We start from the raw sequence: 26,448 nt of genomic DNA, 5'->3' as shown, positions 1-26,448 counted from the left end.
CATCTTCGGGGGTTTCCTTTTTTATGACCGATCCCGTTAAAATCAGTATTTTTGGGGCCTAATTTAAAATTTTCATGGCCCAACATACCCATCCTTCAAGATATACCATTACCGCGGCCCTCCCATACACCAACGGTCCCATCCACATTGGGCATTTGGCCGGGGTCTATGTTCCTGCGGACATCTATTCACGCTATTTAAGGCTCAAGGGCAACGATGTGGCCTTTGTTTGTGGTAGCGATGAACACGGTGTGGCCATTTCCATGAAGGCCAAGAAAGAAGGGGTCACCCCAAAAGAAGTAATTGATAAATACCACGGCATCATCAAAAAATCATTTGCCGATTTTGGTATTTCGTTCGATAATTATTCCAGGACTTCCGCAGAAGTGCACCATAAAACGGCTTCCGATTTTTTCCAAAAAATGTATGATCAGGGCGACTTTATTGAAGAGGAGACCGAACAATTGTACGACGATGAGGCCAAGCAATTTTTGGCCGACCGTTTCGTCATCGGTACCTGCCCCAAATGTGGTAATGAGGAAGCTTATGGAGATCAATGCGAACGCTGTGGATCTTCTTTGAACGCTACCGACCTCATCAACCCAAAATCAACCATTACAGGAACAATCCCTTCCCTAAAAAAGACCAAACATTGGTTTTTGCCCTTGGATCGATATGAAGCATTCTTAAAAGAATGGATTTTGGAAGGGCACAGGTCCGATTGGAAACCCAACGTATATGGCCAGTGCAAATCGTGGATCGATGACGGATTGAAACCCCGTGCCGTGACCCGTGACCTCGATTGGGGCATACCGGTTCCCGTGAAAGGGGGCGAGGGCAAGGTGCTTTATGTATGGTTCGATGCACCCATTGGGTATATTTCGTCCACCAAGGAATGGGCCGAACGTGAAGGCAAGGACTGGAAACCCTATTGGATGGACCAAAGCACCAAATTGGTACACTTTATCGGCAAGGACAACATCGTGTTCCACTGTATTGTGTTCCCAAGCATGCTGAAGGCCCACGGTGATTTTATATTGCCCGAAAACGTTCCTGCTAACGAATTCCTGAACCTGGAAGGCAACAAGCTATCCACCTCCAAGAACTGGGCGGTTTGGTTGCACGAGTATTTGGAGGAATTCCCGGATATGCAGGATGTGCTCCGTTACGCCTTGACGGCCAACGCGCCCGAAACCAAGGACAACGACTTTACCTGGAAGGATTTTCAAGCACGCAACAACAACGAACTGGTGGCCATTTTTGGCAATTTTGTGAACCGTGTTGCCGTGCTCACCCAAAAATATTACAACGGAATAGTCCCAACTCCTGGTGCTCTTTCAGAAGTGGACAAAGAAACTTTGGAAGCCCTAAAAGGTTTTCCTGAAATTCTGTCCAATTCCTTGGAGCGTTACCGATTCCGTGAAGGCAGTCAGGAACTGATGAACCTGGCACGATTGGGCAACAAATATTTGGCCGATGAAGAGCCTTGGAAACTCATCAAAACCGATGAGGATCGCGTAAAGACCATCATGTATGTGGCACTTCAGATTGCAACGGGACTTGCTATTTTAAGCGAACCGTTTTTGCCGTTTACTTCATCAAAATTGAAGGGGATTCTTGGCGTTGCTCAGAATGACCAAAATAGTGTCATTTCGAGTACCTCGACTGCGCTCGGCACAGGCTCCGCCGATACGGATTGGGATGATATTGCCTCAGAAGACATCTTGCTTCCCGGTGGACACCAACTCAATCCAAGTGAATTGCTTTTCCGAAAAATTGAGGATGAAGAGATCCAAAAACAATTGGACAAACTGGAAGCCACTAAAAAATCCAATGCTGAGACTACACCCAGCACAGGTACAACTGAAAAAGACATTATGCCACAAAAAGAGACCATTGCCTACGAAGATTTTGCAAAATTGGACATGCGAGTGGGCACCATTTTGGAAGCGGAAAAAATGCCAAAGGCCGATAAACTTCTGGTGTTGAAAATTGATACCGGACTGGATACCCGAACCATTGTTTCCGGCATTGCCGAAAGTTTTAAACCAGAGGAAATCATCGGTAAAAAAGTGACTGTTTTGGTAAACTTGGCCCCTCGAAAACTACGTGGCGTGGAAAGTGAGGGCATGATCTTGATGACGGAAAACCAAGAGGGGAAACTCGTTTTCATGAATCCCGATGAGGATGGGGTTGGGAATGGAACAAGTATAAACTAACCAATCATACAAACCATGAAAAGACCAATCTTACTTTTTTTGCTTTTAGTATCACAAGTCATCATCTCGCAAGAAAAATTCCTTGAAATAAACAACAATTTCAAAGAAGGGTCCAGAAAAGTGCACACCGCCTTTCCTGTTGTAGATGAAGTAACTGGAAATTTTGCAATTTTCTTGGACGATGATAATAATATCTATGGATTTCTATATTCCGCTGCACTTGATTTGATTGGTGAATTTGCTTCAGAAGGCCTCCCAAAAAAATACGAGCAAATTATAGGCTATTCTGTGAATGGAAAAGAAATCCGCTTATTCTTAAAAGATAGGAAGGATAAAACTTTTGGAAGTATTCTCTTCAATTTTGAAAATAAGTCCACAGAAGAAACCCTTTATGATTTCAAACTCAAAAATGAGGTTTACGTAGGAGGTTATAGTGATGCCTCCAAATTTCATCTGGTAACCATAAACAAGGAATCCAGTATTCTGAATTTTTATGTCTTTGAAGAAGGTAGTGAGTATAAAAAGCAGTCTTTGGACTTATCGAAAGAGTCATTTTATGATACTCAGGGAGCTGTCCAACATCTTTATACCATCATGGCTACGGGAGGTTCAGAAACAAGATTTGGAAATTTCAGTTCATTTAAAATTGACAAGATTGATTCCCATTCCCCTAATTCCATTGAAACCACTAGTGAAATTTTGAAGATGTATCCTGGAAAGCATGGGTTTAAATTGACCATTGACACTCAAATGCTCACCTATATCGTGGATGTTTCCACTGAAGAATTGAACTATACACTTTCCACTATTGAAAAACCTTCCATTTCGGCCCCTTTGTTCAATTCCAATTCCTTCATTTTGGATGATACGATTTATCTTATCTCTTCATCCGATGAAGAAATGGTCTTTTCAATAAAATCCTTGGAAACTGGTCAAGAACTGAAAAACCTCCAAGTAAAAAAAGATGAGGACATCACTTTCAAAAACACCCCCATAATTCAAGAAGGTGGCACATACAAAGATTATAGGGAGATGGAAAAGAGCAGTAAATTTCTGAGAAGACTCAGTAAAGAAGATATTGGCGTCGCTGTTATAAAGTCCAACACTGACTATGTTATTACCATGGGCTGCAAGAAAGAAATGGTAAGAGGGGGCGCTCCTATGATGATGCCTGGTTTTGGAATGCCGATAGGTGCCATTGGTGGATTTACTGTTACTTTCAACCCAACTTTTTATGCCTATGGAAGTTACAATTCCACAAAGGCAACACGTATTGAATGTTTGTTTGATCAGGATTTTAAGCATAAATCAGGTGATATCCCCAAAAATGTGTTTGATATTATTACAGAATCCGCTGATACGTTTCCCAAAAAGGACGCGGAAACTGTTTTTAAGTTGAATGATTCCTATATCTGGGGAGTTTATAGCAAAAAACTCAATCAATACACCCTTTTCAAATTCTAAAGTTTGAATTGAGATTGATGGTATCGAGAGTAAAATGACTTGATCAAAATACTCTTACTTTTTTAAAAGCCTACTTTACAAAAAAAGAAAATGCAACTCATACCCTATATTGTTCAGCACACCCAATTACCGGAAAAAAGTGTGGAGAATACCGTGGCCCTTTTGAACGAGGATTGTACCATTCCCTTTATTTCCCGATACCGAAAGGAACGCACCGGGAATTTGGATGAAGTCCAGATCGGTGCCATTGTGCAATACAAAACCCAGTTCGAGGCCCTTGAAAAAAGAAAGGCGGCCATCATCAAGGCGGTGGAAGAACAGGGAGCCCTCACCCCGGACCTCAAGGCTAAATTTTTGGGCTGCATGGACCTCACCAGCTTGGAAGACCTGTATTTACCTTTCAAGAAGAGTAAAAAGACAAAAGCGGAAACCGCCCGTAAAAATGGGTTGGAACCGTTGGCCAAAATCATCATGGCGCAAAATGCCGATGAAATCGAGTTCATTGCCTCCAAATACCTCAACAAGGAAGTCCAGAACGAGGATGAAGCCTTGGAAGGTGCCCGCCATATCATTGCGGAATGGATCAACGAACGGGGCGATATCCGAAATCAATTGAGAGGACAATTGGAACGCCATGCTTTGATCACTACTCAAGTAATCAAGACCAAAAAAGACGACGAGAAAGCCCAAAAATTCCAGGATTATTTTGATTGGAGCGAACCTTTGGACCGTTGCCCCTCCCATCGGTTTTTGGCCATCATGAGGGCAGAAAAGGAAGGGTTCATCCGGGTGAAAATTGAAATCGATGAAGAGCGTGCCCTTCAGAATATGGAACGCCGTTTGATCAAATCGAACAATGCCTGTGCCGAACAAATCGAATTGGCCATTGCAGATGCCTACAAAAGGCTTTTGTTTCCTTCCCTTTCCAACGAACTTTTAAGTGTTTCAAAAGAAAAAGCGGATTTGGCCGCTATTCAAGTGTTCTCCAAAAACCTAAAGCAATTACTGTTGGGTGCGCCTTTGGGCGAAAAACGCATTTTGGCCATCGACCCTGGGTTCCGGACGGGGTGTAAAGTGGTCTGTTTGGATGAACAGGGCGATCTGAAACACAACGAAACCATTTATCCCCATGCTCCGCAAAATGACAGAACGGGTGCCATTAAAAAAATAAGTTCCTTGGTGGATGCCTATAAAATTGAGGCCATTGCCATTGGCAACGGGACCGCATCGCGCGAAACGGAGCAATTGATCAAACGCATTCCCTTTAAAAAGCCCATTGAAGTATTTGTAGTGAGCGAAGCAGGGGCCTCCATCTATTCCGCTTCCAAAATTGCAAGGGATGAGTTTCCCAATTATGATGTTACCGTTCGGGGAGCGGTCTCCATTGGTCGCCGGTTGGCCGATCCGTTGGCCGAGCTCGTTAAAATCGATGCCAAGTCCATTGGGGTGGGGCAATACCAGCACGATGTGGACCAAACCCAATTGAAATCCTCTTTGGATACGGTAGTGGAAAGTTGTGTGAACGCTGTAGGCGTCAACATCAACACGGCAAGTGTCCCCTTGCTCAGTTATGTTTCGGGTATTGGACCCAAATTGGCGGAAAACATTGTGGCTTATCGCAATGAAAATGGGGCTTTCAAAAACAGGGATGAAATCAAAAAAGTGGCCCGTTTGGGTGGTAAGGCCTTTGAACAAAGTGCCGGTTTTTTACGCATCAAAAATGGGGATAATCCTTTGGATGACTCCTCGGTACACCCTGAAAGTTATGGTTTGGTGGCCAAAATGGCCAAGGACCAAAAAATTCCACTTCAGGAAATCGTTGGGAACAAGGCTGCCCTGCAGCGCATCAATCTAAAATCCTATTGCACGGAAACCATTGGCATGCCGACTTTGGAGGATATTGTAAAGGAGTTGGAAAAACCAGGTTTGGATGTGAGGGAGAAAGCCAAGGTGTTCACGTTTGACCAAAACATCAGGGAAATTACGGATCTGCGACAAGGGCAATTACTGCCCGGTATCGTGAACAACATCACCAACTTTGGATGCTTTGTGGATGTCGGGATTAAGGAAAGCGGCCTGATCCATATTTCCAACCTGTCCGATACATTTGTAAAGGATGTCAACGAACATGTAAGCCTTCATCAACAAGTAATCGTTAAGGTATTGGATGTGGATGTCCCCAGAAAACGGATTCAGTTGGCGCTACACAAATAATTTTTTACATGCTCAAGATTGCCTACCATCCCATCTACAAACATCATTTACCGGATGGGCACCGTTTCCCCATGGCGAAATATGAGCTGTTGCCCCAGCAATTGCTCCACGAAGGCACTTGTGGAGAAGAGCATTTTTTTGAGCCTTCCATTCCCGATGACGGGCCCATTTTGGCCGTGCACGATGCAGGGTATTACCACGATTTGTTGAACTTGGAGATCCCTTCCAAAGAAGCTAGAAAAATAGGTTTTCCGCTAAGCGAAGAACTGGTTTTACGGGAACGCATCATTGCCGATGGCACCATAAAAGGATGCGAATTTGCCCTGGAATATGGCATCGCCATGAATATTGCCGGGGGAACACACCACGCTTATTCCAATCGCGGGGAAGCTTTTTGTATGTTGAACGACCAGGCCATCGGGGCTCGATACCTGCAGCGTAACAAACAGATTAACAACATCTTGATAGTGGACTTGGATGTACACCAAGGGAACGGAACCGCTGAAATTTTTCAGACCGACCGTTCTGTTTTTACTTTTTCCATGCACGGGAAGGGGAACTATCCCTTTAAAAAGGAAGTTTCCGATTTGGATATCCCTTTAGAGAAAGGCACTACGGACGAGGAATACCTTTCCATCCTAAAAAAAATGCTCCCTTCGTTGTTTAAAAAAGTAAGGCCGGAATTTATCTTTTACCTCTGCGGAGTCGATGTTTTGGAGACAGACAAACTCGGTACGCTCTCCCTATCTTTGGAAGGATGTAAGGAACGAGATCGCTTTGTACTGCAAACCTGTCACGATGCCAACATCCCCGTTCAATGTAGCATGGGAGGTGGGTATTCGCCCGACATCAAAACGATTGTGGAGGCCCATGCGAACACATTTCGTTTGGTGCAGGATATTTATGCGTAATTTTACCGACTGTTCTTTTTTTCAACCTCATGAAAGCAGCTGTTCTTCTATTTGTATTCGTATTGATTTCCCCTGTTTTTGGCCAAGAAGTGGCCCAGGAAAAAGAAAAAAATTTGTGGAACCATTTCACCTATGATGTGGGCAACATGTTTGGCGGTGTGGGTTATGCCTATTCCCGCCCAGTGCATTGGAAAGGGAACGATTGGGCCAACTTTGGCTATTTGACCGCGGGCACCCTGCTCCTATTTACTGTGGATGATGAACTGAACGACTGGAAAAATGGTTTCAGGCAGGATATTCCCGATGTGGTGATGGACTACGGACACGAATACGGAAGTCCTGAAAACAACTATATGTTGACCGGCGGGGTCTATTTGGCGGGACTGTTCACCCAAAATGAAAAATTGAGACGAACTGGAGTTTTGTTGATTTCATCAGCGACCGCGGGCGGGTTTCTTCAGCAAGTCAGCAAGCGGATCATTGGTCGGGCCAGGCCCAAGAGCGGGGAAAGTTCAGATACCTTTGATCCCTTTCACCTGAACCGGGTCTACAATTATGACTCGTTCCCTTCTGGGCATGCGATGTTGGCCTTCAGCAATGCGTATGCCATTGCCAAACAGTTCAAGAACCCTTGGGTGAAGGGAGGCATCTATGCCATCGGTCTGGTGCCCGGTTTTGTGCGGGTCATGGATGATTTCCATTGGGTCTCCGATGTGGCCTTCAGTACGGTGCTGAGCATATTCATTGTGGAGTCCATCGACCGATATTTGGATTCCAAGTATGATGAAAAGTACAACGACAATCCGAAACAAGTGAGTTGGAACCTTTCATTCGGTCCAAATACATTGGGGGTCTCCCTCCACTTTTGATTCAGCCTTAACACTTTAGTGTTAATTTCTTATTTAGATTGAATTAAAATAATTATGTTTGCCCTCTCTGTTCCAAGTGATGGGAAAAAAGAAGAAAGAAAAAAAGAAACTCAAAAAGGCATTGCTGAAGAATTTGTCCAACCAAGGCAAATTAAAATCCAAATGCTGTGAAAAATTCAAAAAAGGGGAAAACAAGCGTTGTTCCAAATGCCCATGTTTTGACCTTTTAAAGAAAGTAGCGTAAGTCTTCCCTCGTACCTCTGTTCCTTTTCAATCCTTTTTCCCTGTTCTCCATTTCCCAAGCTCCCGATTATGTCCTATTTTAGGGACAAATTAAATCAACTATGACACGAAAAATCGCTCTGCTCATTGCATTGCTGCTGGCCAACAGCGTATTCCTTTTGGCCCAGGAACAAGATCCTGTTGTCCAGGCCATCATCAAAGAGGCCAACGAAAACTCACAGCTCGAGGCACTTGGCCACGAGTTGATGGACGGTATCGGACCTCGATTGGTCGGAACCCCACAAATGAAAAAAGCCCACGATTGGGCGGTCGCCAAATATGCCGGTTGGGGAATTACGGCCCGCAACGAACAATGGGGCGAATGGAAAGGCTGGGAACGCGGCATTTCGCACATCGATATGGTATATCCACGGGTACAAAGCCTACAAGGGACCCAATTGGCCTGGAGCCCTGCCACACCCAAAAAAGGGACTACTGCCGAGTTGGTGGTATTGCCCATGGTAAAGGATTCCATGGAATTTGTAAAATGGTTGCCCACAGTTAAGGGCAAGATGGTCATGGTCTCCAAATTGGAGCCCACTGGAAGGCCGGATTACAACTGGGAAGAATTCGCCACCGAAAAGTCGTTCGAAAAAATGAAAAAGGAGCGTGACGAACAGGAAAAGGCCTGGAACGACAACATGAAAAACATGGGGCATAACTCCAGAACCTTGCCCGAAGCGTTGGAAGCCGCAGGAGCTGTTGGTATCGTGGCTTCCTATTGGTCCAAAGGATTTGGCGTAAACAAGATCTTTAGTGCCCGCACCAAAAAAATCCCGACTGTGGATTTGGAATTGGAAGATTATGGTATGCTCTACCGCTTGGTGGAATCCGGTCAGAAACCACAGATCCATGTAGTGGCCGAGTCCAAAGATTTGGGGGTATCGCCAACCTTTAACACTATTGCCGAGATCAAAGGTTCTGAAAAGCCTGATGAATATGTGATCCTGTCCGCCCATTTCGATTCTTGGGACGGAGGAACCGGGGCCACGGACAACGGTACCGGCACTTTGGTGATGATGGAAGCCATGCGCATCTTGAAAAAAGTCTATCCCAACCCAAAACGTACTATTCTGGTGGGACATTGGGGCAGCGAGGAACAAGGCCTTAACGGTTCTAGGGCCTTTGTGGAAGATCATCCCGAGATTGTGGATGGCGTCCAGGCGCTTTTCAACCAAGATAACGGTACAGGAAGGGTAGTGAGCATTTCAGGAGGTGGATTCTTGGATGCCTATGACTATCTGGGCAAATGGCTACATCCCGTTCCACAGGAAATCACGGATGAAATAGAGACCACCTTCCCTGGCACACCTGCCCGTGGCGGTTCCGATTATGCCTCGTTCCAAGCAGCAGGGGCTCCCGCCTTTAGCTTGAGTTCACTGAACTGGTCCTATTGGAACTACACTTGGCATACCAACCGTGACACCTATGATAAAATCATTTTTGATGATGTCAGGAACAACGCCATCCTTACGGCCATCCTTGCGTATATGGCCAGCGAGCACCCAGAGAAAACCTCGCGCACCAAGGCGGTACTTCCCATCAGTAACCGAACAGGGGAACAGTTGGAATGGCCCACTCCCCGTTCCCCAGAACGCAAAGGAGGTTTGGACTAAATCCTAGACCCTACAACAAAAAACGCCCCAATATATTGGGGCGTTTTTATTAACCAACTAATTCAACCTTAGAAAATACTAAGTCCAACTCTTGGGGTGGCCACTCTTACCCTGCTCTGTACAACTGTGCTACTGCGAGGGTAGTGGTACTCATGATATGTGTAGTAAATTTGGGCCTGACGGTGATAGTGATCGCTGTGGTGACAGTGGTTGTCACAATGCGCCGCATGTTCCGCATAAGCGTCCCGTTTTCCTTTCATATAGGCCTTGTAAGCTTTTTTATCGCGCTTTCTGAGGTCTTTTTCATACTTGTCCTGGTCTTCCCAAAAATCCTTTTCATCCTCCTCATTGCGCATCTCCAGTGCCTGTTCGTACTCGGCATCTTCCCTGGCCCGTTGTTCGTAATAGGAATCCCTGTCCAGTTCGGGAGCTTCTGTTCCTTTCTCTTGAGCGACCATTACGGTTGAAAATGTCAGGGCCAAAAGCATTATAAAAAATTCGATATGTTTCATAGCGTAAAAGTTTTAATCAGTGTCCTTATCTGATATACGAGATAAGTTCGCATTCAGTTCTATAACAACCCAAAATGGATTTACCCTAATTGGGTCCATATAAAAAGGGGCAAAATTGCCCCTTCGTCTTTTGGTTACGGTTCGTATTATTTCCCCAACATCAAGAGCTCGTTGCACTTGATCTCGGTGATGTACCTCTTCTCCCCTTCCTTGGTCTCGTAGGAGCGGGACATCAGTTTGCCCTCTACCATAATTTCCTTACCCTTGGCGAGGTAATTTTCGGCAATCTCCGCCATTTTGCCCCAAGCCACAATGTTGTGCCATTGGGTGTCCGTCACCTTTTCGCCCTCCGCATTTTTATAGGTCTCGTTGGTGGCCAGGGAAAACTTGGCCAATTTGCCCCCATTCTCAAGGGTGATGATTTCCGGGTCGCTGCCCAAGTGTCCAATCAACTGTACTTTGTTTTTCAGTGAATTCATTTTGATACGATTTAAGCGTTAAACAGTCAATACCATCAAACTTCTTTGTCCGACGAGGCAAACTTAGGGGCAGGGAAATGGGCCAATCGGTATTGAATTGTTTGCTTTCGTTTGTAAACGGATGTAAATGATTAGAAATGACTTAGGGTGCCCTATAATGGGGAACTATATATTTCTTTACACCAAGCGGTGTGGATTTCTCTTGGAAAGGTATCATCCCATTTTTTTCGGCACGCATTCCGTACCACGGTTAGTGTCCCACTAAATCAGAACACCAGAGCGTTACGTAAAGAATGTTGCATGGGAAAGAACATGGAGCCTGTCAATGAATCGTTTTCTTAGGACGCTGTACCATGACTGAACGGCCAAAACCGAGGCTTTGTTAATGTAATTTATGTGAAAATTATGATTAAATGTAATTATTTGGAACAATAATTGACTAACTTATATAACCAAAATACTTACATACACCACATTATGTGGGAATTATATAGCATAAATTACAATTTATTCGCAAGAATGTATATATTTGATTTAAACCTAGTTAAAAAAAATGAAGCTCACAGGAACAATTATTAAAAACAAGGACACAGGGAACTTTTTGGCATTTATCAATGAGTATTCTGGTGTTATTGCCCAAGGTTCTACTGTTGAAGAAGCTAAGGAAAAATTGCATAAATCTTTTATGAATTATGTAAAAATGACTGAAGCTAGACAGGACAATATTGAGTTTTCAGAACCCAATTTGATTTAGTATGTATAGCTACGAGGAAGTCTCAGAATATATTCAATCCAAAGCATGTGTTGTGATGGATGATGGAGATTTCCCTGAAGGGGCTTTTTATCAAAACTTAAACAATTTTGAAATTTGCTATGCACTAAAAGAGGAGATGGATGAAATTTCTTATTTAGACATTATTTTTGAGTTAGAGATTGACCCTCCCGATGGATTGGAAGAAAGCTATGCAGAATTTGTCGAGTTTAGAAAAAACTTACCAGTTACAAAAAAGGCCAATGGTAATTAATGGCCTTTTTTTATTTCTCTTCTTTAGGATTCCATTCCAAACCTTTTTTTAGACTTTGATTGAAGTTAGACAACTGTTTTTCTTCAACACTAGCATTATTTATTTTTGCCTGTTCTTCATCTGGAAGCAATCCAGGAGCGGTATACGAAGCTGTAAGAGATTCGCTCAACAAAGGAACATTAAACGTTCCAAAAACTACTGAATTTTTCATATCCTTTTTTGTTAAAATGAGAGCATTATATACTTAATTCTTTCTTCTTTATAAACTCCAATGGGCTGTTTTTTGTTATAATAGCCACATCTATAGCACCACCACATCCCCTAAGCCCAATGGTTAATTCTTGGGTTTCGATTGTTGTCCTAATAAATAGAACGGCTAAATTGACACAATCTTGTAAAGGCATGAATTGAATCGGTAAAGATAGTTGAAGTGATCGTAAAGCGTTCAAAACATTCGCTTGATTTTCAGGTTGTATAAATCCGTTCTGAATCAATAATTGAATTGCCCTTGTGTCATACCCCATAATCATCCGATCCACAATCTCTCTTTGACCGCCCCAAGTGATTCCAAAATCCTCTCTATTTGGGTTTTGCTGTCGTGGATTTGGAGCACGAGGTATATCAAATTGATAAACTGATCCATAGGCATCCCCTTGATTATATCCAGCAACAATAAATGTCATGTTCTGGCCTTGATAGTTTGCGGCATCTGGCATACCAGCCTCTGTCCACTGCTGTGAAAAGAAGTCGCTTAGGGATTGTGTAAATTCCAAAACACTAAGTTGCCTATCATCACTAAGAGTGGTCTCAAATTCAGGTATAAAGCTATGCGCTGTACGAACACCAATAGCAGCAGCACCGAAGGTAACTACGCCAATATTGTTATAACTGCCATTAAAAGACAAAACTTTATCGGCATTATCAAAGTTTACATGCAGTTTATTGCCCTGAGAATCTGTATTTGTCAGGGTCACTCGGCTTTCCGCTGCCAGAACTATACCTTCTGGAGCTTTTATCACAATACCTAAAGACATATTACAAATTAAGCATTTTTAATTAAATCAACATATTTAATTCTATTTTCGATATTAGTTAAAAGCAGGTCAAATCTAGCAGATTCACCAACTTCCCTAGTATTGTATCTAAAGCAAAATTCGTCCACGTACAACTGCAAATGCTTTTTAGAGGTGAAATGGTAGATACCAAAAATCCCACGCTTTAGAAGTGCCCAAAAGCTTTCTATCGTGTTGGTGTGGACACGTCCTTTAACGTACTGGCTTCTGCTGTGCTTCACAAACTTGTGGTCGTATATCCTTTTAAGCCTTTTGTAAGAGGTGAAATCGTCTGTATATAGTTTTGCGCCCTCTTTTACGTTCTTCAATATCTCATTGGTCAATGTCTGCATGGTAACATCATCCACCTTTTTTGCCGAAACGTTACCACCTCTTTGTACCATTCCAAGTACGGCAGCCTTACCGACACCACCTTGGGCATTTTTGATTCTTTTATCAGCGTGCTTGTTTCCCTCTTTACCACCAACGTATGTTTCATCCGCTTCGATCTCCCCTTCCATTTGGTCATTGTCAAGTCCAAAGCATTGCCTTATCCTTTGAAGCATGAACCAAGCGGATTTTTGGGTAATGTTCAAATCCCTGCCCAATTGTAGAGAAGAAATACCTTTCTTATGGGAAGTAACCAACCAAATAGCAAGGAACCATTTTTGCAATGGCATCTTGGTATTATCGAAAATTGTGTTGGTCTTTACGTTGAAGTATTTACCAGTATTCTTACATTTATATTTGTTCCCCTTACAATCATACACTTTTGATGATGGGTCAAAAGGACTTACAACGTTACCGTTCCATCTAAGTTCTTCCAAATGGTCGATGCATGACTGCTCGTCTGGAAAGGCTTGGATAAGTTCTAAGATTGAATTGAAGTCCTTATTGATCATCTTTGTATAATTTGATACATCAAATATAGAACTTAATTACACTAAAAACAAATATAAAGTGTAAAAAACAACTAACTTTTTCAAAACATCTATTATGGAAGAATTTGAACCTTATTTACAGTTGGTAAACACAGTTTGTATATTCATACTTGGTATTGCTTTTTACTCTCAAAATAAAATCGTTTCGTCAATAAAGGACTTTATGAGCATTTTTGATACAAAAAAGGTTAAGGAGTATGCTGAAATGAGAGAGGAAACTATAATGGCAAAAGCTGAGAAATTTGTAGCTGACGATGAAAAGATTTGGAAAATTGTAAGAGAGGGGCTTACTCTTAAGGTTGATGAAATCTCTGAACATTATAAAGAAATAATGGGCAAGGAACATACAGAGTTATTTTTATCTACGGTGTATTTACTACAGAACTGTTTAAAAAACAAAAAAGACGACCAAATAAGGTTTATAGATGAATTTCTACCCAATAACAAGACTAAAATAATGCCGTATCTTTTTCCTGAAGATTATGATAGTAATACTCCTTGACCTCCATATAGGACTTCCTGCTAACGATTCCGTGTTTTAACAATGGGAGATACTTTTTATCAAAATCATCTTTCCTACTGAACAAATGTCTAATCCTATTTATAAAGAACATCATATTTAATTTTAACCAAAAAACATTCAAATGAAAATCACACTGTTTGAACATCAAAACTTTGAAAATTTAGGATCCATTGAAATTGATTCTTTTCCTAAAAAGGGGGATTCAGTAGTATTTGGCGACAACCTCTATGTTGTTGTCCGTAGAATATATTCAGAAAATGGTAACGGACTAATCATAAATGAGCAAAATCCATTGGAGAACAATCTTACGTTTTAAAATCATTCTTGGACTCTAAATACTTTATATAGTCCTTTAGGCTTTCTTCGATTCGTTCCGCTTCCATTAGAATATAGGATAGATCCTTTTTCCCCATTATCCTCGGAAGTGGAAAACTTATTTTTCTCAATTTTTTGAGTACGTAATCTGCGTTTGTCTTTTCCATTTTGTTATAGTGTAAAGTGATATATAGTTCCCCTATAATGTGACCCCTCCCCCTTTTTGGTGTCCTATGAAGTGACCCCAACAACAACCGTATGCCCATTCGCAGCATCAATAAATATACAGTGGTAAGAAGGTTCAGTCTTGGAAAACGGATGTACGACAAACTGGATGTCATCTATATCCAAGAGCACGACTCCATGAACCGGGAACCCCAAAAAGTCTTCAATACCGATAAGGAATATGTGACCGATATCTCGCCGGATATGTACCTGTCCCTCTGCAAGGGATTCATTGTCCAGAATGCGGAAAACTCTTGATCAAGACACTTCCCGAGAAATGTTAAATCCTGTTAAATACTTGATTTTCTGCTAAATATCTCTATATTGATAGTATGGATTGCACAGGAAACCACTTCAAGAAATCTGTATTCTAGGTCAGCAGACCGACCTAATATCCCTATGGGAAATTTTTTCCCCATCTCCCAAGAAAACGCATACCTAGGTTGATATCATCGCCCACACTTTGTTGCGTACCACAAAATGTCAAATTCATTTTTGGGTCAACAACTCTTTAGATTCAGTTTTTGTCCTCTTGAGCGCAGTCGAAAGACTGACAAAAACATCTCGACTGCGCTCGATGTGACACTTGGATTCAACACGCACACAATTACTATTAATGTCAAATCAAAAATTAAAACAAAATGGAAACAGTAAGCAGTAAGAACAAGACGTTTAAAAAATTAGGATTCACTTATCTGGAAACCGCAGAAATCGTAGTGACCTTGAACACCCTTTTGGCCAATTACCAAGTGTTCTACAACAAGTTGCGAAACTTTCACTGGAACATTGAGGGCCCGGAATTTTTTGAACTGCACGAAGAATTTGAAAAAGAGTATAATACCACCAAGGAAAACATAGACATCGTGGCCGAGCGTATCCGCGCTTTTGGGGTAAAGACCAAGTTCACCCTGAAAAAGACCATGGAGCTCTCCCAAATCAAAGAGCCCACCAAAGAGCTCACCGCCATTGAAATGGTAAGGGAACTGCTCAAGGACTATGAAATATTGCACAACAACATGCTGGATGGCGTGAATGCCGCTTTGGACAGCGGAGATGTGGTAACGGAACAGATCCTTACCGATTTTCTCACCCATCTGGAAAAGAGGAACTGGATGTTCACCTCATACCTCAAATAGGCAAAGAACATCCCAAAAAAGATTCGAAAACTATAAAAAACATACCCATGAAAACACTCACAACACTTTTATCCATATCAATGCTTCTATGGTTCGGCTTCAACAGCTATGGCCAAAGCAATAACCCAGGACTGATGAACGCCACCATCCACAAGACCTTCTCCATTGAAGAGAACGGGGCCGAAAAGCCCTTTAACATCAAGGTCATGGAGCACAGAAACTATCCTATGGCCTTTGACAAGAACAAAAAAACAGAAAATCTGGACCGTGATTCCCAACCTGCATTAGTGACCAAACTTATTGCAGTGGATTCCAACAATGATAAGGAATATGAGCACTACATGGTGCTGAAATACAGAAGATCGGTCACGGATGATTTTTCCGTGGTAGCCACCGATAAGGGGTTTGCGGTAAAGGTGAATGACCGGACCATGAAATACTTTGTCAAGGAAGGTATCTACTTCATCGACAACAAGGACCAAGACTTTTTCTCTGTGGAAGAATTCAGGGAAATTGGGTGATTTCAAATTTTGTTTTTTTGATTGACAAGAGGGTCGGGGGGAAACTCCCGGCCTTTTTGTTTGTCATTTTCGGCCGATTAACGCCTATATTTGGGGCAAAAACCCAACTTATGGAGTCTTGGTTACATCCCGTTGTGCTAGAAGGAGAGCTGGTGAAGCTTGTTCCTTTGGAAAAATCCCACAAAGTGGACCTTGCATTCGCCGCATCCGATGGCAATCTTTGGGAACTTTGGTACACCTCTGTCCCTACCCCTGCCACCACGGATGCCTACATTAATACCGCTCTTTTGGAACTGGAAGCAGGCAAATCGCTCCCCTTTACCATTGTGGACAAAAGGACCAATGCCGTGGTGGGCACTACCCGTTACATGAATGTGGACGCTGCAAACAAACGGCTGGAAATCGGTCATACCTGGTATGCCAAAAAAGTACAGCGCACCGGGGTGAACACCGAGTGCAAATACCTGTTGCTGAAATATGCCTTTGAGACCTTAAAATGCATTGCCGTGGAATTCCGGACCAATTTCCATAACCATACGTCCCGCACTGCCATTCTGCGTTTAGGCGCCAAACAGGACGGAATCTTGAGAAACCACAAGGTTGATGCAAACGGAAATCTAAGGGATACAGTTGTTTTTTCCATCTTGTACAGTGAATGGAAAACGGTAAAGACTTCGTTGGAGTTCAAGATGAAGCAAGGCGCTTCAAAATAAGCCCTTTGGGGTTCAAGCTTTGCTTAGCTTCAAAAGATGGGCAAAGTTGTAGCTCGCCAGTTCCAGGTTTTGAAAACTCTTGGCCTTGGCATCGTCCAAGTTTCCGATCTGGTTTAAGATGGAAACGGCATAATCCAATCCCATGTGTTGCATTTCCGCGATGGTCACATCCACCGAGCCACAAAAGGCAGCAACGGGAACCTTATGCTTTTGGGCAGCCTTGATCACCCCATTGATGGTCTTGCCCGAAAATGTTTGTCTGTCCAACTGGCCTTCTCCGGTGATGACCCAATCGGCTCCTTGCATCACCTCATCAAAATGGGCCATCTGCATCACCAAATCCACCCCTGAGGTAAGGCTGGCGTTCAGGAACACTACGGCTCCTCCCCCAACACCCCCAGCGGCACCTGCTCCGGGAATTTGTTGCACATCCATATCAAAAGTGGTTTGGAGCACTTTGGCAAAATGTGCCAACCCATGGTCCAAGAATTCAATTTCTTCAGCGGAAGCTCCTTTTTGTGGACCGTAAATTTTGGCGGCACCTTGTTCGCCATAAAACGGATTGTTCACATCGCAGGCCACTTGAATTTTGACTTTGGACAGTTGCGGATGCACCTTTTCCGTATCGATTTGAGCTACCAACCCCAAGTTTTTGCCCACAAGCTCCAATTCCTTCCCTTCCGAATCCAAAAACCGATACCCCAAGGGCTGGGCCATGCCCATGCCGCCATCGTTGGTGGCACTTCCACCGATACCCAAAACTAGTGTTGTGGCCCCTTTTTCCAAAGCATCCAAAATGAGTTCCCCGGTGCCCAAAGAAGTGGTGTGCATGCAGTTCATTTCAGCCTTTTGGAGCAGCTTGTAGCCAGAGGCTTCGGACATTTCAATAAAAGCGGTTTGTTTGTCTTGGGAAAGCAAATAAGGTGCTTCAATTTCTCGGAACAAGGGGTCATGCACCCGCACGGGAACGGAAGAGGCATTCAGGTAATGGCTCACCACCTCAATGGTGCCATCCCCGCCATCCGCCAAGGGTCTTTTTACGATCTCCGCATGGGGAAAGACTTTTAGGATACCACTGGCCACCGCTTCGCAGAATTCCTGCCCGGTGAGGGAGCCTTTGTATTTATCGGGTGCGAGGAGGAATTTCATGGTCTATTTAATTTTTGTAACGGTTTCGGCCAGGTGTAATGGTGAAATCGGGACTGCCCCATGATGGGAACTCAATATCGAAATTGATCTAAAAAACTTGTTTTTTAATATCTCACATCAATATTAAATCCGACTCCCATACTGCTATGCTTCTTAAATTTTGCCTGACTTGATTTTTTATAGAGCGTTCCGCTATTGAACATTCCAACAGAAAAAAATATAGCTTCCCCTTTGTTGTTTTCTCCTTCCGTTTCCACCCATTCCAAGGTGACCATAACATCATCGTTCAAAACAATGTCATAGGGTTTTAGATCCACGGTTATTTTGCCGACTTGTTTTGGCTCAATGGGAACGATAATATTCTGCGTAAGCATGTTTTCTTTTGGTCTGTTATTTTCAATGTTATAAAAATTAACCCTAAAAATAGCTGTTGCACTTAATCTATTGTATGAAATATTGAAATTAAAGGCATCTACAAAGGTCGGGGGTTTCCTAACGTTGATCTTAACACCCATTTCAGCGCCAAGTTGGTCATAACTAAATCCCGTACTTATAAACTTCGACTCCGTTTTGTTCCCTAGTGTTTTTTTCTTGAAAGCCTTTGCGGTGACGACTACTTCGTTCAATGTACTTATTTCTTCTTCCAGTTCTATGGATATAGGCTGTTTTCTTGACAAAAAATCGTTGACCAAAATTTCAACCGGTTTGTACCCAATGGACGAAATCCGTAGGGTATCCTTCTCCAATTCCCTATTTAAACTGAGCATAAATTTTCCATTGGTATCTGTAACCGTCCCTATTTCTTTGTTCAAAATGCCGATGTTTACGTAGGGCAGCGGCTCATGGCTTTCATCATCGAGAACCATACCTTCTATGTCGGTCCCAATTTTAGGTGTACCGGATATATTGTAAAGTTCTTCGGTGACGTAGCTTGATTTACTTAAATTCTTCCAAGCAGATTGAAAAACGGCTTTGTCCCCAAACGATTCCTTGAAAAAAGCTGTGGCCAGTTTTACGATATCGTCATAGATCAGCACCGAGCTTTTTGAAGCCTCCAGTATCGAGGGGATACACGTAAAATCGGCATGGACACCATTTTTGAAGCGCAAATAGTATTTTTCGGAATTCAGTTGCCTGAAGTAGTTATAGTCTTTTGAGGGTTGAAACCCATCAAGTTTATCGCCACTTTCCAAATAAAGGTACTTGATAGGTTGTGTTTCGGGATCCAAGAGATTTGAATCATGGATTTCTTGAATAAATCGGTCATTTTCATCCTCTTCCCCAAAGTAATGGGTTTCTGTTCCGTCGAGCGATACAAAGGCTTTTGTGTTTGGGTTTCTATCGATAAAAACCGCAGAACTCATTCCGCCCCAACTATAGCCAATAATGCCAATAGTATTAAAATCGGCATTGAACAGGTTGTTCTGTTTAAGATAACGCATTGCAAATTCAGCGTCATAAACTTGTTCAAGCATATCTTCCTTTTGATTGGTCATATCGCCAGGATAACGACCGACCGACCAAACAGAAACCACCAAAAATCCATTCTGGGCCAGTGCCTCAAGAATCCTATAGTTTTCAAATCCCATTCCATTAAAACCTGCCATATAAATAATGACGGGGTGTTTAGACGGTGAAGGTTCAAGGTCTAAAAAGCTATTTGTTTCAATATTCAGCAGTTGTTTGCCGTCTGCACCAACACCTAATTGGGCCACATAAAACTGGGCCAGATCGTTGGTTATTCCAGAATAATCTTCGGTATCTTGATAGTTGACCGCTCGCTGTTCAAAAAGGTTGAACAGATTCCCGAATTTTAAGGTGCTTGCCTTTTTGTCATTTGATGGATACCAAATGTCCAAATCCACGGGTCTATAATGGAGTTTGTCCGTCTGTTCCGTGTTTGGTTTATAGGTTCTTGTACTGTCTTTTAGTTGGAAAGATTTATAGCCAGCGTTATAGGTTTGGGCAAGGTTGGCCCCAAAAGTCAGTAGGGCTACAAGGATGATCAGTTGGTTTTTTTTCATTAAAAAGTACATCTACAATTATAGACGTTCATAGGATGCAAAGGGTTGTCCGTGTTTTTCAAAAATGTGGTGCAATGCCTAAGCTAAGGGTACTGGCGAGGCTTTTTGGATACCACTGGCCACCGCTTCGCAGAATTGCTGCCCGGTGAGGGAGCCTTTGTACTTATCGGGTGTGAGAACAAATTTCATTCCCACAATGTAATCAAGATAAATGGAGTGGCCCATGTATTTTCCCTTCAATTTGGTTTAAAAACGGCACAGGTTTTGCTCATTGGGGTGAAGTATTTACCTTTAAACAAAAAAATCTCTACTATGAAAAAAATGATCTTACCCTTGGCAGCCTTGTTGCTTTCGACTTCAATTTTTGCCCAATCCAAAAACTTTTTGGACACCCCCTATCTGGAAACTTCCGCCCAAGTGGACACTTTGGTGACCCCGGACAAGATCCACCTCAACATCACCATCCAGGAAAAGGATTCCAAAGGAAAGATCTCCGTTGAAGAACAGGAGAACAAAATGGCGCAACGCCTTAAAGCTCTTGGGATAGACTTGGACGAGCAATTGGTGATCAAGGACATGAGCAGTAATTTCAAAAAATACTTTCTCCGCGAAAAAGAAGTGCTGAAGAGCAAGGAATATTCGCTTGTCGTCTATTCAGGAAAGCAAGCCGGTGAAGTGATGGTCGCCTTGGAGCAATTGGACATTGCCAATGCCTATGTTGAAAAAACGGAATATTCCAAAATGGACGAACTGGAACTGGAACTGAAGACCAGGGCCATCAAAAAGGCCAAACTTAAGGCCGAGGCCCTGACCAAACCACTTGGACAAAAGTTGGGTGCCGCCCTCCACATTATGGACAACTCGCAACCCTATTACCCCAGATACAACCAAGCCCCAATGATGGAAATGAAAGCTGTTTCCGCCGATATGGGTGGTGCCCAACCGTTGGACATCGATTTTGAAAAGATACGGGTAGAGACCCTAGTGAACGTGAAGTTTGCACTTACCAATTAATGCCCGTTTACCGAACCCAAAAACCTAACACATGAAACTGACATTGACCCTCTTTTTTTGCTGTGTTGCCCTAGCTTCGGCACAGCAGACCATGCAATTGCCCAAAGGGCAGGCATCCCCCGCTGCGTCTTTACATGACGTGGCCTGGATAGCGGGTCATTGGCAGGGTGAGGCTTTTGGTGGTATAGCAGAAGAAATCTGGAGTCCCCCACTCGGGGGCTCCATGATGTTCGTCTTCAAATTGGCGAAGGACAACGAAATCTCCTTTTACGAAATCGGCCACATCCAGAAATTGAACCATACCCTGATCCTACAGTTGAAACACTTTGACGGTACCCTACGTGGTTGGGAGGAAAAGGATCAAACCATCGATTTCAGGCTTGTCAAGATTGAAAAGGACAAGGTGTACTTTGAAGGACTGACCATGGAAAAGGTAGGTCCCGATGAAATGAACGTGACCGTGCTCATCGAAGAGGAAGGCAGTTCCGAGGAGGTCCTGTTCGCCTACAAAAGAGTGAAATAGAACGCCACACCACGGTCATTTCACCAATAAAGGCTTATCTTAGGCTACCTATTGCCCAATCCTTTTTCCATGGAGAAGCCCTTCATTTTTGACCAACTATTTGAAAAACAGGATTTCTCTTCCGTCCCGCTTGCCAAGGGAGAATATGAAAACTGTACTTTTAGGGGATGTCGGTTCTCCCATGCCTTTCTGGACAACCAAAATTTCATGGAGTGCACTTTTGAGGAATGTGACCTTACCAATGCCAATATAAAGCACACCATTTTCAAGGAAACCTTTTTTAAAGGGTGTAAGTTGATGGGGCTTCACTTTGAGGACTGCAACGATTTTTTGATGTCGGTCCGTTTTGAAGGCTGCAACCTGACGCTGGCCTCTTTCAATGGACTTTCGTTGAAGGAAACCACTTTTATCGATTGCACATTGACCCAGGTGGACTTTACCGGGGCCGATTTTTCCCGATCCATTTTTCCCGGCTGTACTATGGAAAATACCCTGTTCCACTCCACCAATCTGGAGGGGGCCGACCTTTCAACAGCCGTTGGTTTTGACATAGATCCATCCATCAACTCATTGAAAAAGTGTAAGTTCAATAAAGACGGATTGATCGGTTTGCTGAAAAAGTATGATATTGTGGTCACCTAATCTTATCCCATGACCCAAAGAGAATGCTTAGAATGTGGCACAAAGCTCCTAGGTCGCATAGACCAAAAGTACTGCTCGGACCACTGTCGGAATGCCTACAACAACCGCCTGAACCGGGACAGCAAGAACCTGCTGCGAAACATCAACAACAAACTCCGAAAGAACTACCGTATCTTGGGGAGTTTTCCCCTAAAGGAAGGGAAAGCCAAGACCACAAAAATGCGATTACTGGACAAAGGTTTCGACTTTGAGCACATCACTAACCTATATACCACCAAAAAGGGCAGCACTTACTATTTTGTGTACGACATGGGGTATTTGCCCCTTGACAATGATTATTATATGATCGTAAAAAGAGAATGATAGGGTTATTTCCAACTATGGGCGGTCAATTTGAGGGCAGCAATCACAATGTCCTTTCGGCTGATCTGGCCCACCAGGATGTCATTTTTCATGACGGGCAGTCGACGCCTATTGTGTCGGTCAAAAACACCGGCAGCGTCAAAAATGCTCATGTCATGCGGGATGGTCTCCACATTTTTGGTCATGAAGCGTTCCACACTCTTGTCGAGGATGGGCTGGTTGAAATACCTACTTTCGGAAATCTGCTTCATGCAGTCCGCTTCGGAGATGATACCTACCAAAAAACCACTGTTGTCCACCACAGGTCCACCAGAGATGTGGAATTTGGCAAAAGTCTCCATAACTTCCAAAATGGACTGGTCGGGAGAAAAAGTGATCAATTTTTTGGTCATGTAGTCCTCCACCAATATTGGGGCATTGTACTTCTTCTTGGATTCCTCCTTCGATCGTACTCCTTGAAAACTTTTGATTGCCATGTGGTTAGAATTTGAAGTTGAACATTAAATATAGCTTTTTTTAGCGAATAACCTAATTTTTTATATCCAAATATGCGAACCTTTCATAATTTCATATTTTTATGCAACAACATCGCCAAACCATGAAATTTTCCCGGACCCTTGCCCTTCTTCTCCTTTTTCTAGCAGCATATTGGAGCTTCAACTCCTTGATGCCCGATTATGGACCGGATGCAGATTCGGCACCCAACTCCTTTTCCACCGATAGGGCGTTGACCCATGTAAAGAGCCTATCCATGGAACCCCACGCGGTGGGGTTTCCCGGGCATGCGCGCACGAGGGCGTATATCATTTCGGAGCTGAAAAAGATGGGGCTGGAGACCACTACCCAAGAGGGGTATACCGCCGGGGACTGGGCCAATCTGAGCAAGGCCACCAATATTTTGGCCCGGATAGAGGGTTCTGGTAATGGCAAGGCACTTTTGTTATTGTCCCATTACGATAGCAATCCGCATTCCTCTTTGGGCGCAAGTGATGCCGCAAGTGGTGTTGCCACCATTTTGGAAGGGGTCAGGGCATTTTTGGCCGAGGAAAAGATTCCGAAAAACGACATCATCATCCTGATCACCGACGCCGAGGAGCTGGGGCTCAATGGTGCGGACCTCTTTGTGAACAACCACCCTTGGGCAAAAGATGTGGGGCTTGTACTGAATTTTGAGGCAAGGGGGAGTGGCGGCCCCAGTTATATGCTCATCGAGACCAATCGTGGCAATGGCCAATTGATCGAGGAGTTCACCAAGGCCAATCCCCAATACCCCGTAGCGAATTCCTTGGTCTACAGCATTTACAAGATGCTGCCGAATGATACCGATCTCACCGTATTCCGAGAGGACGGTGATATTGAGGGCTTCAATTTTGCCTTTATCGATGACCATTTTGACTATCACACGGCTTTGGATAATGCAGAACGTTTGGACAAGAACACCTTGGCGCATCAGGGCAGCTATTTGATGCCGCTTCTGCACTATTTCAGCAATGCCGATCTGGGCAATCTCAAGAGCCTGAACGAAAAGGTCTATTTCAACTTGCCCTTTTTTAAGTTTGTCTCCTACCCCTTTGAGTGGATCTGGCCCATGTTCGTTATAGCGGCCTTGGCCTTTGTGGTCTTGCTGGTCATGGGGTTCAAAAAGAAAAAATTAAATGCCACGGGTATCTTAAAGGGTTTTCTGCCATTGCTCATCACTTTGGCCGTCAACGGGGTCATCGGGTATTTCTGTTGGACGGTGATCACTTGGTGGTATCCCGGTTTTAAGGACATGCTACACGGGTTCACCTATAACGGCTACACTTATATCTTGGTCTATGTAGCGCTATCACTTGCCATCTGTTTTTATACCTACCACAAGTTCCGAAAGACCGGCACACCCAATCTTTTGGTCGCCCCCATTATCCTTTGGTTGGCCATTTGTGGATTGGTGGCCACTTACCTGCAAGGGGCAAGCTTTTTCATTGTACCCTTGTTCGGGCTGTTGGCCGCTTTTATGGTAACCGTCAACCAAGAGGAGCCCAACCCTTACCTGATGGTATTTCTGGCCCTGCCAGCAGTGATCATCTATGCCCCGTTCATCAAAATGTTCCCTGTGGGCCTTGGATTGAAAATGATGGTGGCCTCCACGGTTCTCACCACTCTTTTGTTTTTCTTGGTACTGCCCTTTTTTGGACAACTGAAGAGTATGGGGCGCTTGGCCTATCTGTTCTTGTTCCTCTTCTTCGCCTTTGGGGTAACAAGCCATATCCAATCCGATTTCAACGAAAAACGACCAAAGCCCACCAGTCTGCTCTATGTTTACAATGCCGAAAAGGATTCCGCGGTTTGGGCCACCTATGATCAAAAACTCATCGGATGGAACAGTCAGTTTCTGGGGGATACCAAAAGAAAACCGGAGGCGGAAACGCTTTTTAGCAAGTACAGGACCAAGCTCAGCTATATTGCCGATGCCCCCAAAAAGGACATTGCCCTGCCCTATATCGAGACCATTCGGGATACCATTATTGGCGAGGACAGACTGGTGGAACTCTGCGTGACCCCAAAAAGGGATGTCAACCGCTTGGATATCTATACCAATCCCATACCGCTGAAATCGGCCAAGGCCAACCAAATTGCCCTCTCCTCCCATTTTCTGGAAAACCGTGGCAACCGGCTGATCACGCATTACATCTCCAACAACGATTTTACCGAGTTGGAGTTGAGCTTCCCCAAAGATTCCATTCTGGAGCTTACCTTTTACGAAGCATCGAACGATCTTTTGAACCATGAGGAGTTCAGTATACCCAAGCGGCCAAGCAACAGCATCCCAATGCCCTTTGTGCTGAACGATGCAGTATTAACCATTAAAACCGTGAGATTTGAGTAAAAAAATAGGAGTTTTGGGCTGTGGTTGGCTGGGATTGCCCTTGGCAAGACAATTGGTTGGAAATTCCCATCAGGTGTATGGCACGACAACCTCGTCGGACAAATTGATAGTATTGGAAAAAGAGGGCATCGCTCCCTATCTTATCTCATTGTCATCCACAGAGATCCATGGGGACATCGAAGGTTTTCTGTCCCATGTCGATATTTTGATCATCAATGTACCGCCCAGATTGCGGGGCAACAATGCGGAAAGCTTTTATAAAAAGATGGAACTTCTCTTGGATGAGGTCAAAAAAAGTCCTGTCACCAAGATCTTGTTCATCAGTAGCACCTCGGTGTATGGCGATATCGAAGGGGAGGTGACGGAAGAAACCCTTCCAAAACCCACCACAGAATCCGGCAAACAACTGTTGGACAGCGAAGAACTTTTTAAAAATGTAGACTCCCTACAGACGACCGTCATACGGTTTGGGGGGCTTATCGGCCCAGAAAGGCACCCTGTCACCATGCTATCGGGCAGGGAAAACCTCTCCAATGGGGACGATCCTGTGAACCTGATCCATCAAGATGATTGCATACGAATGATAGTCAACGTCATGGACGAACAACTATGGGGCAGAACCTTCAATGGGGTATATCCTCTTCATCCCACCAAAAGGGATTACTATAGTTCAGAAGCCAAAAAAAGGGGGATTCCCCCGCCTACATATAAGGTTGAAACCCCAATAAAAAGAGGAAAAACGGTGACCAGCATGCATTTTCACCAATGTCATCCCATTTTCAAAACGTCGATTGGGTCGTAGTCCATCATTACTTATGGCATTCTTAACAGGATAGTACCGATTATT

The 26,448-nt window shown here is 43.6% G+C and carries 29 protein-coding genes; 20 read left to right on the top strand and 9 right to left on the bottom strand.

The features are described from left to right. Nucleotides 1–74: 74 nt before the first annotated feature. From metG to D2V93_RS15965, 6 genes are all read left to right on the top strand, one after another. Nucleotides 75–2,219: a methionine--tRNA ligase gene (gene metG / locus D2V93_RS15990; protein WP_119620119.1), complete on the top strand. Its 2,145-nt coding sequence runs from the start codon at nt 75–77 to the stop codon at nt 2,217–2,219. A 15-nt stretch (nt 2,220–2,234) separates the two neighbouring features. Then, on the top strand, nt 2,235–3,683 hold the full coding sequence (locus D2V93_RS15985) for a hypothetical protein (RefSeq protein WP_147377421.1): 1,449 nt from the start codon (nt 2,235–2,237) through the stop codon (nt 3,681–3,683). Between the two features lie 90 nt (nt 3,684–3,773). Beyond that, nucleotides 3,774–5,897, top strand: coding sequence for a Tex family protein (locus D2V93_RS15980; protein WP_119620117.1), 2,124 nt, complete (start codon nt 3,774–3,776; stop codon nt 5,895–5,897). A gap of 8 nt (nt 5,898–5,905) precedes the next feature. Further along, nucleotides 5,906–6,808: a histone deacetylase family protein gene (locus tag D2V93_RS15975; protein ID WP_119620116.1), complete on the top strand. Its 903-nt coding sequence runs from the start codon at nt 5,906–5,908 to the stop codon at nt 6,806–6,808. 29 nt (nt 6,809–6,837) lie between these two features. Next, nucleotides 6,838–7,677, top strand: a complete 840-nt coding sequence (locus D2V93_RS15970; RefSeq protein WP_119620115.1) for a phosphatase PAP2 family protein — start codon at nt 6,838–6,840, stop codon at nt 7,675–7,677. Between the two features lie 344 nt (nt 7,678–8,021). Further along, nucleotides 8,022–9,575, top strand: coding sequence for a M20/M25/M40 family metallo-hydrolase (locus tag D2V93_RS15965; RefSeq protein ID WP_119620114.1), 1,554 nt, complete (start codon nt 8,022–8,024; stop codon nt 9,573–9,575). Nucleotides 9,576–9,643: 68 nt separating this feature from the next. Here D2V93_RS15965 and D2V93_RS15960 read toward each other — a convergent pair whose 3' ends face one another. After that, a complete protein-coding gene (locus tag D2V93_RS15960; protein WP_119620113.1) occupies nt 9,644–10,087 on the bottom strand; it encodes a hypothetical protein in 444 nt (147 codons plus the stop codon). Nucleotides 10,088–10,233: 146 nt separating this feature from the next. Beyond that, complete coding sequence (locus D2V93_RS15955) at nt 10,234–10,566, bottom strand: single-stranded DNA-binding protein (protein ID WP_108424018.1); 333 nt, start codon at nt 10,564–10,566, stop codon at nt 10,234–10,236. Nucleotides 10,567–11,119: 553 nt separating this feature from the next. Here D2V93_RS15955 and D2V93_RS15950 point away from each other — a divergent pair. Both D2V93_RS15950 and D2V93_RS15945 read left to right on the top strand, forming a co-directional pair. Continuing rightward, nucleotides 11,120–11,320 carry a type II toxin-antitoxin system HicB family antitoxin gene (locus tag D2V93_RS15950; RefSeq protein WP_119620112.1) on the top strand — a complete coding sequence of 67 codons (201 nt, stop codon included), beginning with the start codon at nt 11,120–11,122 and terminating at the stop codon, nt 11,318–11,320. A gap of 1 nt (nt 11,321) precedes the next feature. After that, a complete protein-coding gene (locus D2V93_RS15945; protein ID WP_119620111.1) occupies nt 11,322–11,591 on the top strand; it encodes a hypothetical protein in 270 nt (89 codons plus the stop codon). Nucleotides 11,592–11,601: 10 nt separating this feature from the next. Here D2V93_RS15945 and D2V93_RS15940 read toward each other — a convergent pair whose 3' ends face one another. Genes D2V93_RS15940 through D2V93_RS15930 form a run of 3 tightly spaced genes read right to left on the bottom strand, consistent with a single transcriptional unit; the run spans nt 11,602 to nt 13,545 of the window. Next, a complete protein-coding gene (locus D2V93_RS15940; protein WP_119620110.1) occupies nt 11,602–11,802 on the bottom strand; it encodes a hypothetical protein in 201 nt (66 codons plus the stop codon). A gap of 25 nt (nt 11,803–11,827) precedes the next feature. Next, the gene (locus tag D2V93_RS15935) at nt 11,828–12,625 is read right to left on the bottom strand and encodes an Ntn hydrolase family protein (RefSeq protein WP_119620109.1); all 798 of its coding nucleotides are present in this window, start codon (nt 12,623–12,625) and stop codon (nt 11,828–11,830) included. A gap of 8 nt (nt 12,626–12,633) precedes the next feature. Further along, the gene (locus tag D2V93_RS15930) at nt 12,634–13,545 is read right to left on the bottom strand and encodes an IS1595 family transposase (RefSeq protein ID WP_119620108.1); all 912 of its coding nucleotides are present in this window, start codon (nt 13,543–13,545) and stop codon (nt 12,634–12,636) included. Between the two features lie 94 nt (nt 13,546–13,639). On the opposite strand from D2V93_RS15930, the gene D2V93_RS15925 reads away from it, so the two are divergent. From D2V93_RS15925 to D2V93_RS15895, 6 genes are all read left to right on the top strand, one after another. Then, nucleotides 13,640–14,086 carry a hypothetical protein gene (locus tag D2V93_RS15925; protein ID WP_119620107.1) on the top strand — a complete coding sequence of 149 codons (447 nt, stop codon included), beginning with the start codon at nt 13,640–13,642 and terminating at the stop codon, nt 14,084–14,086. A gap of 142 nt (nt 14,087–14,228) precedes the next feature. Continuing rightward, complete coding sequence (locus D2V93_RS15920) at nt 14,229–14,423, top strand: hypothetical protein (RefSeq protein WP_119620106.1); 195 nt, start codon at nt 14,229–14,231, stop codon at nt 14,421–14,423. Between the two features lie 257 nt (nt 14,424–14,680). Further along, complete coding sequence (locus D2V93_RS15910; protein WP_119620104.1) at nt 14,681–14,905, top strand: hypothetical protein; 225 nt, start codon at nt 14,681–14,683, stop codon at nt 14,903–14,905. Between the two features lie 383 nt (nt 14,906–15,288). Continuing rightward, nucleotides 15,289–15,783: a Dps family protein gene (locus tag D2V93_RS15905; RefSeq protein ID WP_072880883.1), complete on the top strand. Its 495-nt coding sequence runs from the start codon at nt 15,289–15,291 to the stop codon at nt 15,781–15,783. Nucleotides 15,784–15,830: 47 nt separating this feature from the next. Further along, nucleotides 15,831–16,304, top strand: a complete 474-nt coding sequence (locus D2V93_RS15900) for a hypothetical protein (RefSeq protein ID WP_147377420.1) — start codon at nt 15,831–15,833, stop codon at nt 16,302–16,304. A gap of 110 nt (nt 16,305–16,414) precedes the next feature. Beyond that, on the top strand, nt 16,415–17,017 hold the full coding sequence (locus tag D2V93_RS15895; protein WP_119620301.1) for a GNAT family N-acetyltransferase: 603 nt from the start codon (nt 16,415–16,417) through the stop codon (nt 17,015–17,017). A 12-nt stretch (nt 17,018–17,029) separates the two neighbouring features. Here the strand turns inward: D2V93_RS15895 and D2V93_RS15890 are convergent, their stop codons facing one another. The 3 genes from D2V93_RS15890 to D2V93_RS18770 all read right to left on the bottom strand — a co-directional run bounded on the left by D2V93_RS15890 (nt 17,030) and on the right by D2V93_RS18770 (nt 20,415). Beyond that, a complete protein-coding gene (locus D2V93_RS15890) occupies nt 17,030–18,166 on the bottom strand; it encodes a glycerate kinase (RefSeq protein WP_119620102.1) in 1,137 nt (378 codons plus the stop codon). Between the two features lie 104 nt (nt 18,167–18,270). Then, nucleotides 18,271–20,190 (bottom strand): carboxypeptidase-like regulatory domain-containing protein, encoded by a 1,920-nt coding sequence (locus D2V93_RS15885; RefSeq protein ID WP_182850007.1) that lies wholly within the window; start codon nt 20,188–20,190, stop codon nt 18,271–18,273. A gap of 78 nt (nt 20,191–20,268) precedes the next feature. After that, entirely contained in the window at nt 20,269–20,415 is a 147-nt protein-coding gene (locus D2V93_RS18770) for a glycerate kinase (protein ID WP_220473645.1), read from the bottom strand. Nucleotides 20,416–20,502: 87 nt separating this feature from the next. On the opposite strand from D2V93_RS18770, the gene D2V93_RS15880 reads away from it, so the two are divergent. The 4 genes from D2V93_RS15880 to D2V93_RS15865 all read left to right on the top strand — a co-directional run bounded on the left by D2V93_RS15880 (nt 20,503) and on the right by D2V93_RS15865 (nt 22,732). Continuing rightward, nucleotides 20,503–21,204 carry an SIMPL domain-containing protein gene (locus D2V93_RS15880; protein ID WP_072881057.1) on the top strand — a complete coding sequence of 234 codons (702 nt, stop codon included), beginning with the start codon at nt 20,503–20,505 and terminating at the stop codon, nt 21,202–21,204. 31 nt (nt 21,205–21,235) lie between these two features. Next, nucleotides 21,236–21,727, top strand: coding sequence for a DUF6265 family protein (locus D2V93_RS15875; RefSeq protein ID WP_072880875.1), 492 nt, complete (start codon nt 21,236–21,238; stop codon nt 21,725–21,727). 69 nt (nt 21,728–21,796) lie between these two features. Then, complete coding sequence (locus tag D2V93_RS15870; RefSeq protein WP_119620100.1) at nt 21,797–22,369, top strand: pentapeptide repeat-containing protein; 573 nt, start codon at nt 21,797–21,799, stop codon at nt 22,367–22,369. Between the two features lie 9 nt (nt 22,370–22,378). After that, nucleotides 22,379–22,732, top strand: coding sequence for a hypothetical protein (locus tag D2V93_RS15865; protein ID WP_072880873.1), 354 nt, complete (start codon nt 22,379–22,381; stop codon nt 22,730–22,732). A gap of 5 nt (nt 22,733–22,737) precedes the next feature. Here the strand turns inward: D2V93_RS15865 and D2V93_RS15860 are convergent, their stop codons facing one another. Then, complete coding sequence (locus tag D2V93_RS15860; RefSeq protein WP_072880870.1) at nt 22,738–23,208, bottom strand: CBS domain-containing protein; 471 nt, start codon at nt 23,206–23,208, stop codon at nt 22,738–22,740. 122 nt (nt 23,209–23,330) lie between these two features. On the opposite strand from D2V93_RS15860, the gene D2V93_RS15855 reads away from it, so the two are divergent. Together D2V93_RS15855 and D2V93_RS15850 are read left to right on the top strand one after the other, a co-directional pair. Continuing rightward, entirely contained in the window at nt 23,331–25,601 is a 2,271-nt protein-coding gene (locus D2V93_RS15855; protein ID WP_119620099.1) for a M28 family peptidase, read from the top strand. Continuing rightward, nucleotides 25,594–26,403, top strand: coding sequence for an SDR family oxidoreductase (locus D2V93_RS15850; protein ID WP_119620098.1), 810 nt, complete (start codon nt 25,594–25,596; stop codon nt 26,401–26,403). Before D2V93_RS15855 ends, D2V93_RS15850 begins: the two co-directional genes overlap by 8 nt. Nucleotides 26,404–26,448: the final 45 nt, after the last annotated feature.

It is taken from the genome of Flagellimonas taeanensis (genome assembly GCF_003584105.1).
GTDB classification, from domain to species: Bacteria; Bacteroidota; Bacteroidia; order Flavobacteriales; family Flavobacteriaceae; genus Flagellimonas; species Flagellimonas taeanensis.
This window is presented reverse-complemented; position numbering and strand designations above follow the sequence as displayed.

Bases quoted from the DNA above. Each gene is read 5' to 3' on its own strand.
- D2V93_RS18770 (WP_220473645.1), bottom strand. From the start codon at position 20,415: ATGGGCCACTCCATTTATCTTGATTACATTGTGGGAATGAAATTTGTT.
- D2V93_RS15880 (WP_072881057.1), top strand. From the start codon at position 20,503: ATGAAAAAAATGATCTTACCCTTGGCAGCCTTGTTGCTTTCGACTTCA.
- D2V93_RS15925 (WP_119620107.1), top strand. From the start codon at position 13,640: ATGGAAGAATTTGAACCTTATTTACAGTTGGTAAACACAGTTTGTATA.
- D2V93_RS15970 (WP_119620115.1), top strand. From the start codon at position 6,838: ATGAAAGCAGCTGTTCTTCTATTTGTATTCGTATTGATTTCCCCTGTT.
- D2V93_RS15960 (WP_119620113.1), bottom strand. From the start codon at position 10,087: ATGAAACATATCGAATTTTTTATAATGCTTTTGGCCCTGACATTTTCA.
- metG (WP_119620119.1), top strand. From the start codon at position 75: ATGGCCCAACATACCCATCCTTCAAGATATACCATTACCGCGGCCCTC.
- D2V93_RS15870 (WP_119620100.1), top strand. From the start codon at position 21,797: ATGGAGAAGCCCTTCATTTTTGACCAACTATTTGAAAAACAGGATTTC.
- D2V93_RS15975 (WP_119620116.1), top strand. From the start codon at position 5,906: ATGCTCAAGATTGCCTACCATCCCATCTACAAACATCATTTACCGGAT.
- D2V93_RS15950 (WP_119620112.1), top strand. From the start codon at position 11,120: ATGAAGCTCACAGGAACAATTATTAAAAACAAGGACACAGGGAACTTT.
- D2V93_RS15935 (WP_119620109.1), bottom strand. From the start codon at position 12,625: ATGTCTTTAGGTATTGTGATAAAAGCTCCAGAAGGTATAGTTCTGGCA.
- D2V93_RS15895 (WP_119620301.1), top strand. From the start codon at position 16,415: ATGGAGTCTTGGTTACATCCCGTTGTGCTAGAAGGAGAGCTGGTGAAG.
- D2V93_RS15900 (WP_147377420.1), top strand. From the start codon at position 15,831: ATGAAAACACTCACAACACTTTTATCCATATCAATGCTTCTATGGTTC.
- D2V93_RS15910 (WP_119620104.1), top strand. From the start codon at position 14,681: ATGCCCATTCGCAGCATCAATAAATATACAGTGGTAAGAAGGTTCAGT.
- D2V93_RS15860 (WP_072880870.1), bottom strand. From the start codon at position 23,208: ATGGCAATCAAAAGTTTTCAAGGAGTACGATCGAAGGAGGAATCCAAG.
- D2V93_RS15920 (WP_119620106.1), top strand. From the start codon at position 14,229: ATGAAAATCACACTGTTTGAACATCAAAACTTTGAAAATTTAGGATCC.
- D2V93_RS15930 (WP_119620108.1), bottom strand. From the start codon at position 13,545: ATGATCAATAAGGACTTCAATTCAATCTTAGAACTTATCCAAGCCTTT.
- D2V93_RS15945 (WP_119620111.1), top strand. From the start codon at position 11,322: ATGTATAGCTACGAGGAAGTCTCAGAATATATTCAATCCAAAGCATGT.
- D2V93_RS15985 (WP_147377421.1), top strand. From the start codon at position 2,235: ATGAAAAGACCAATCTTACTTTTTTTGCTTTTAGTATCACAAGTCATC.
- D2V93_RS15955 (WP_108424018.1), bottom strand. From the start codon at position 10,566: ATGAATTCACTGAAAAACAAAGTACAGTTGATTGGACACTTGGGCAGC.
- D2V93_RS15885 (WP_182850007.1), bottom strand. From the start codon at position 20,190: ATGAAAAAAAACCAACTGATCATCCTTGTAGCCCTACTGACTTTTGGG.
- D2V93_RS15865 (WP_072880873.1), top strand. From the start codon at position 22,379: ATGACCCAAAGAGAATGCTTAGAATGTGGCACAAAGCTCCTAGGTCGC.
- D2V93_RS15905 (WP_072880883.1), top strand. From the start codon at position 15,289: ATGGAAACAGTAAGCAGTAAGAACAAGACGTTTAAAAAATTAGGATTC.
- D2V93_RS15890 (WP_119620102.1), bottom strand. From the start codon at position 18,166: ATGAAATTCCTCCTCGCACCCGATAAATACAAAGGCTCCCTCACCGGG.
- D2V93_RS15980 (WP_119620117.1), top strand. From the start codon at position 3,774: ATGCAACTCATACCCTATATTGTTCAGCACACCCAATTACCGGAAAAA.
- D2V93_RS15855 (WP_119620099.1), top strand. From the start codon at position 23,331: ATGAAATTTTCCCGGACCCTTGCCCTTCTTCTCCTTTTTCTAGCAGCA.
- D2V93_RS15940 (WP_119620110.1), bottom strand. From the start codon at position 11,802: ATGAAAAATTCAGTAGTTTTTGGAACGTTTAATGTTCCTTTGTTGAGC.
- D2V93_RS15875 (WP_072880875.1), top strand. From the start codon at position 21,236: ATGAAACTGACATTGACCCTCTTTTTTTGCTGTGTTGCCCTAGCTTCG.
- D2V93_RS15965 (WP_119620114.1), top strand. From the start codon at position 8,022: ATGACACGAAAAATCGCTCTGCTCATTGCATTGCTGCTGGCCAACAGC.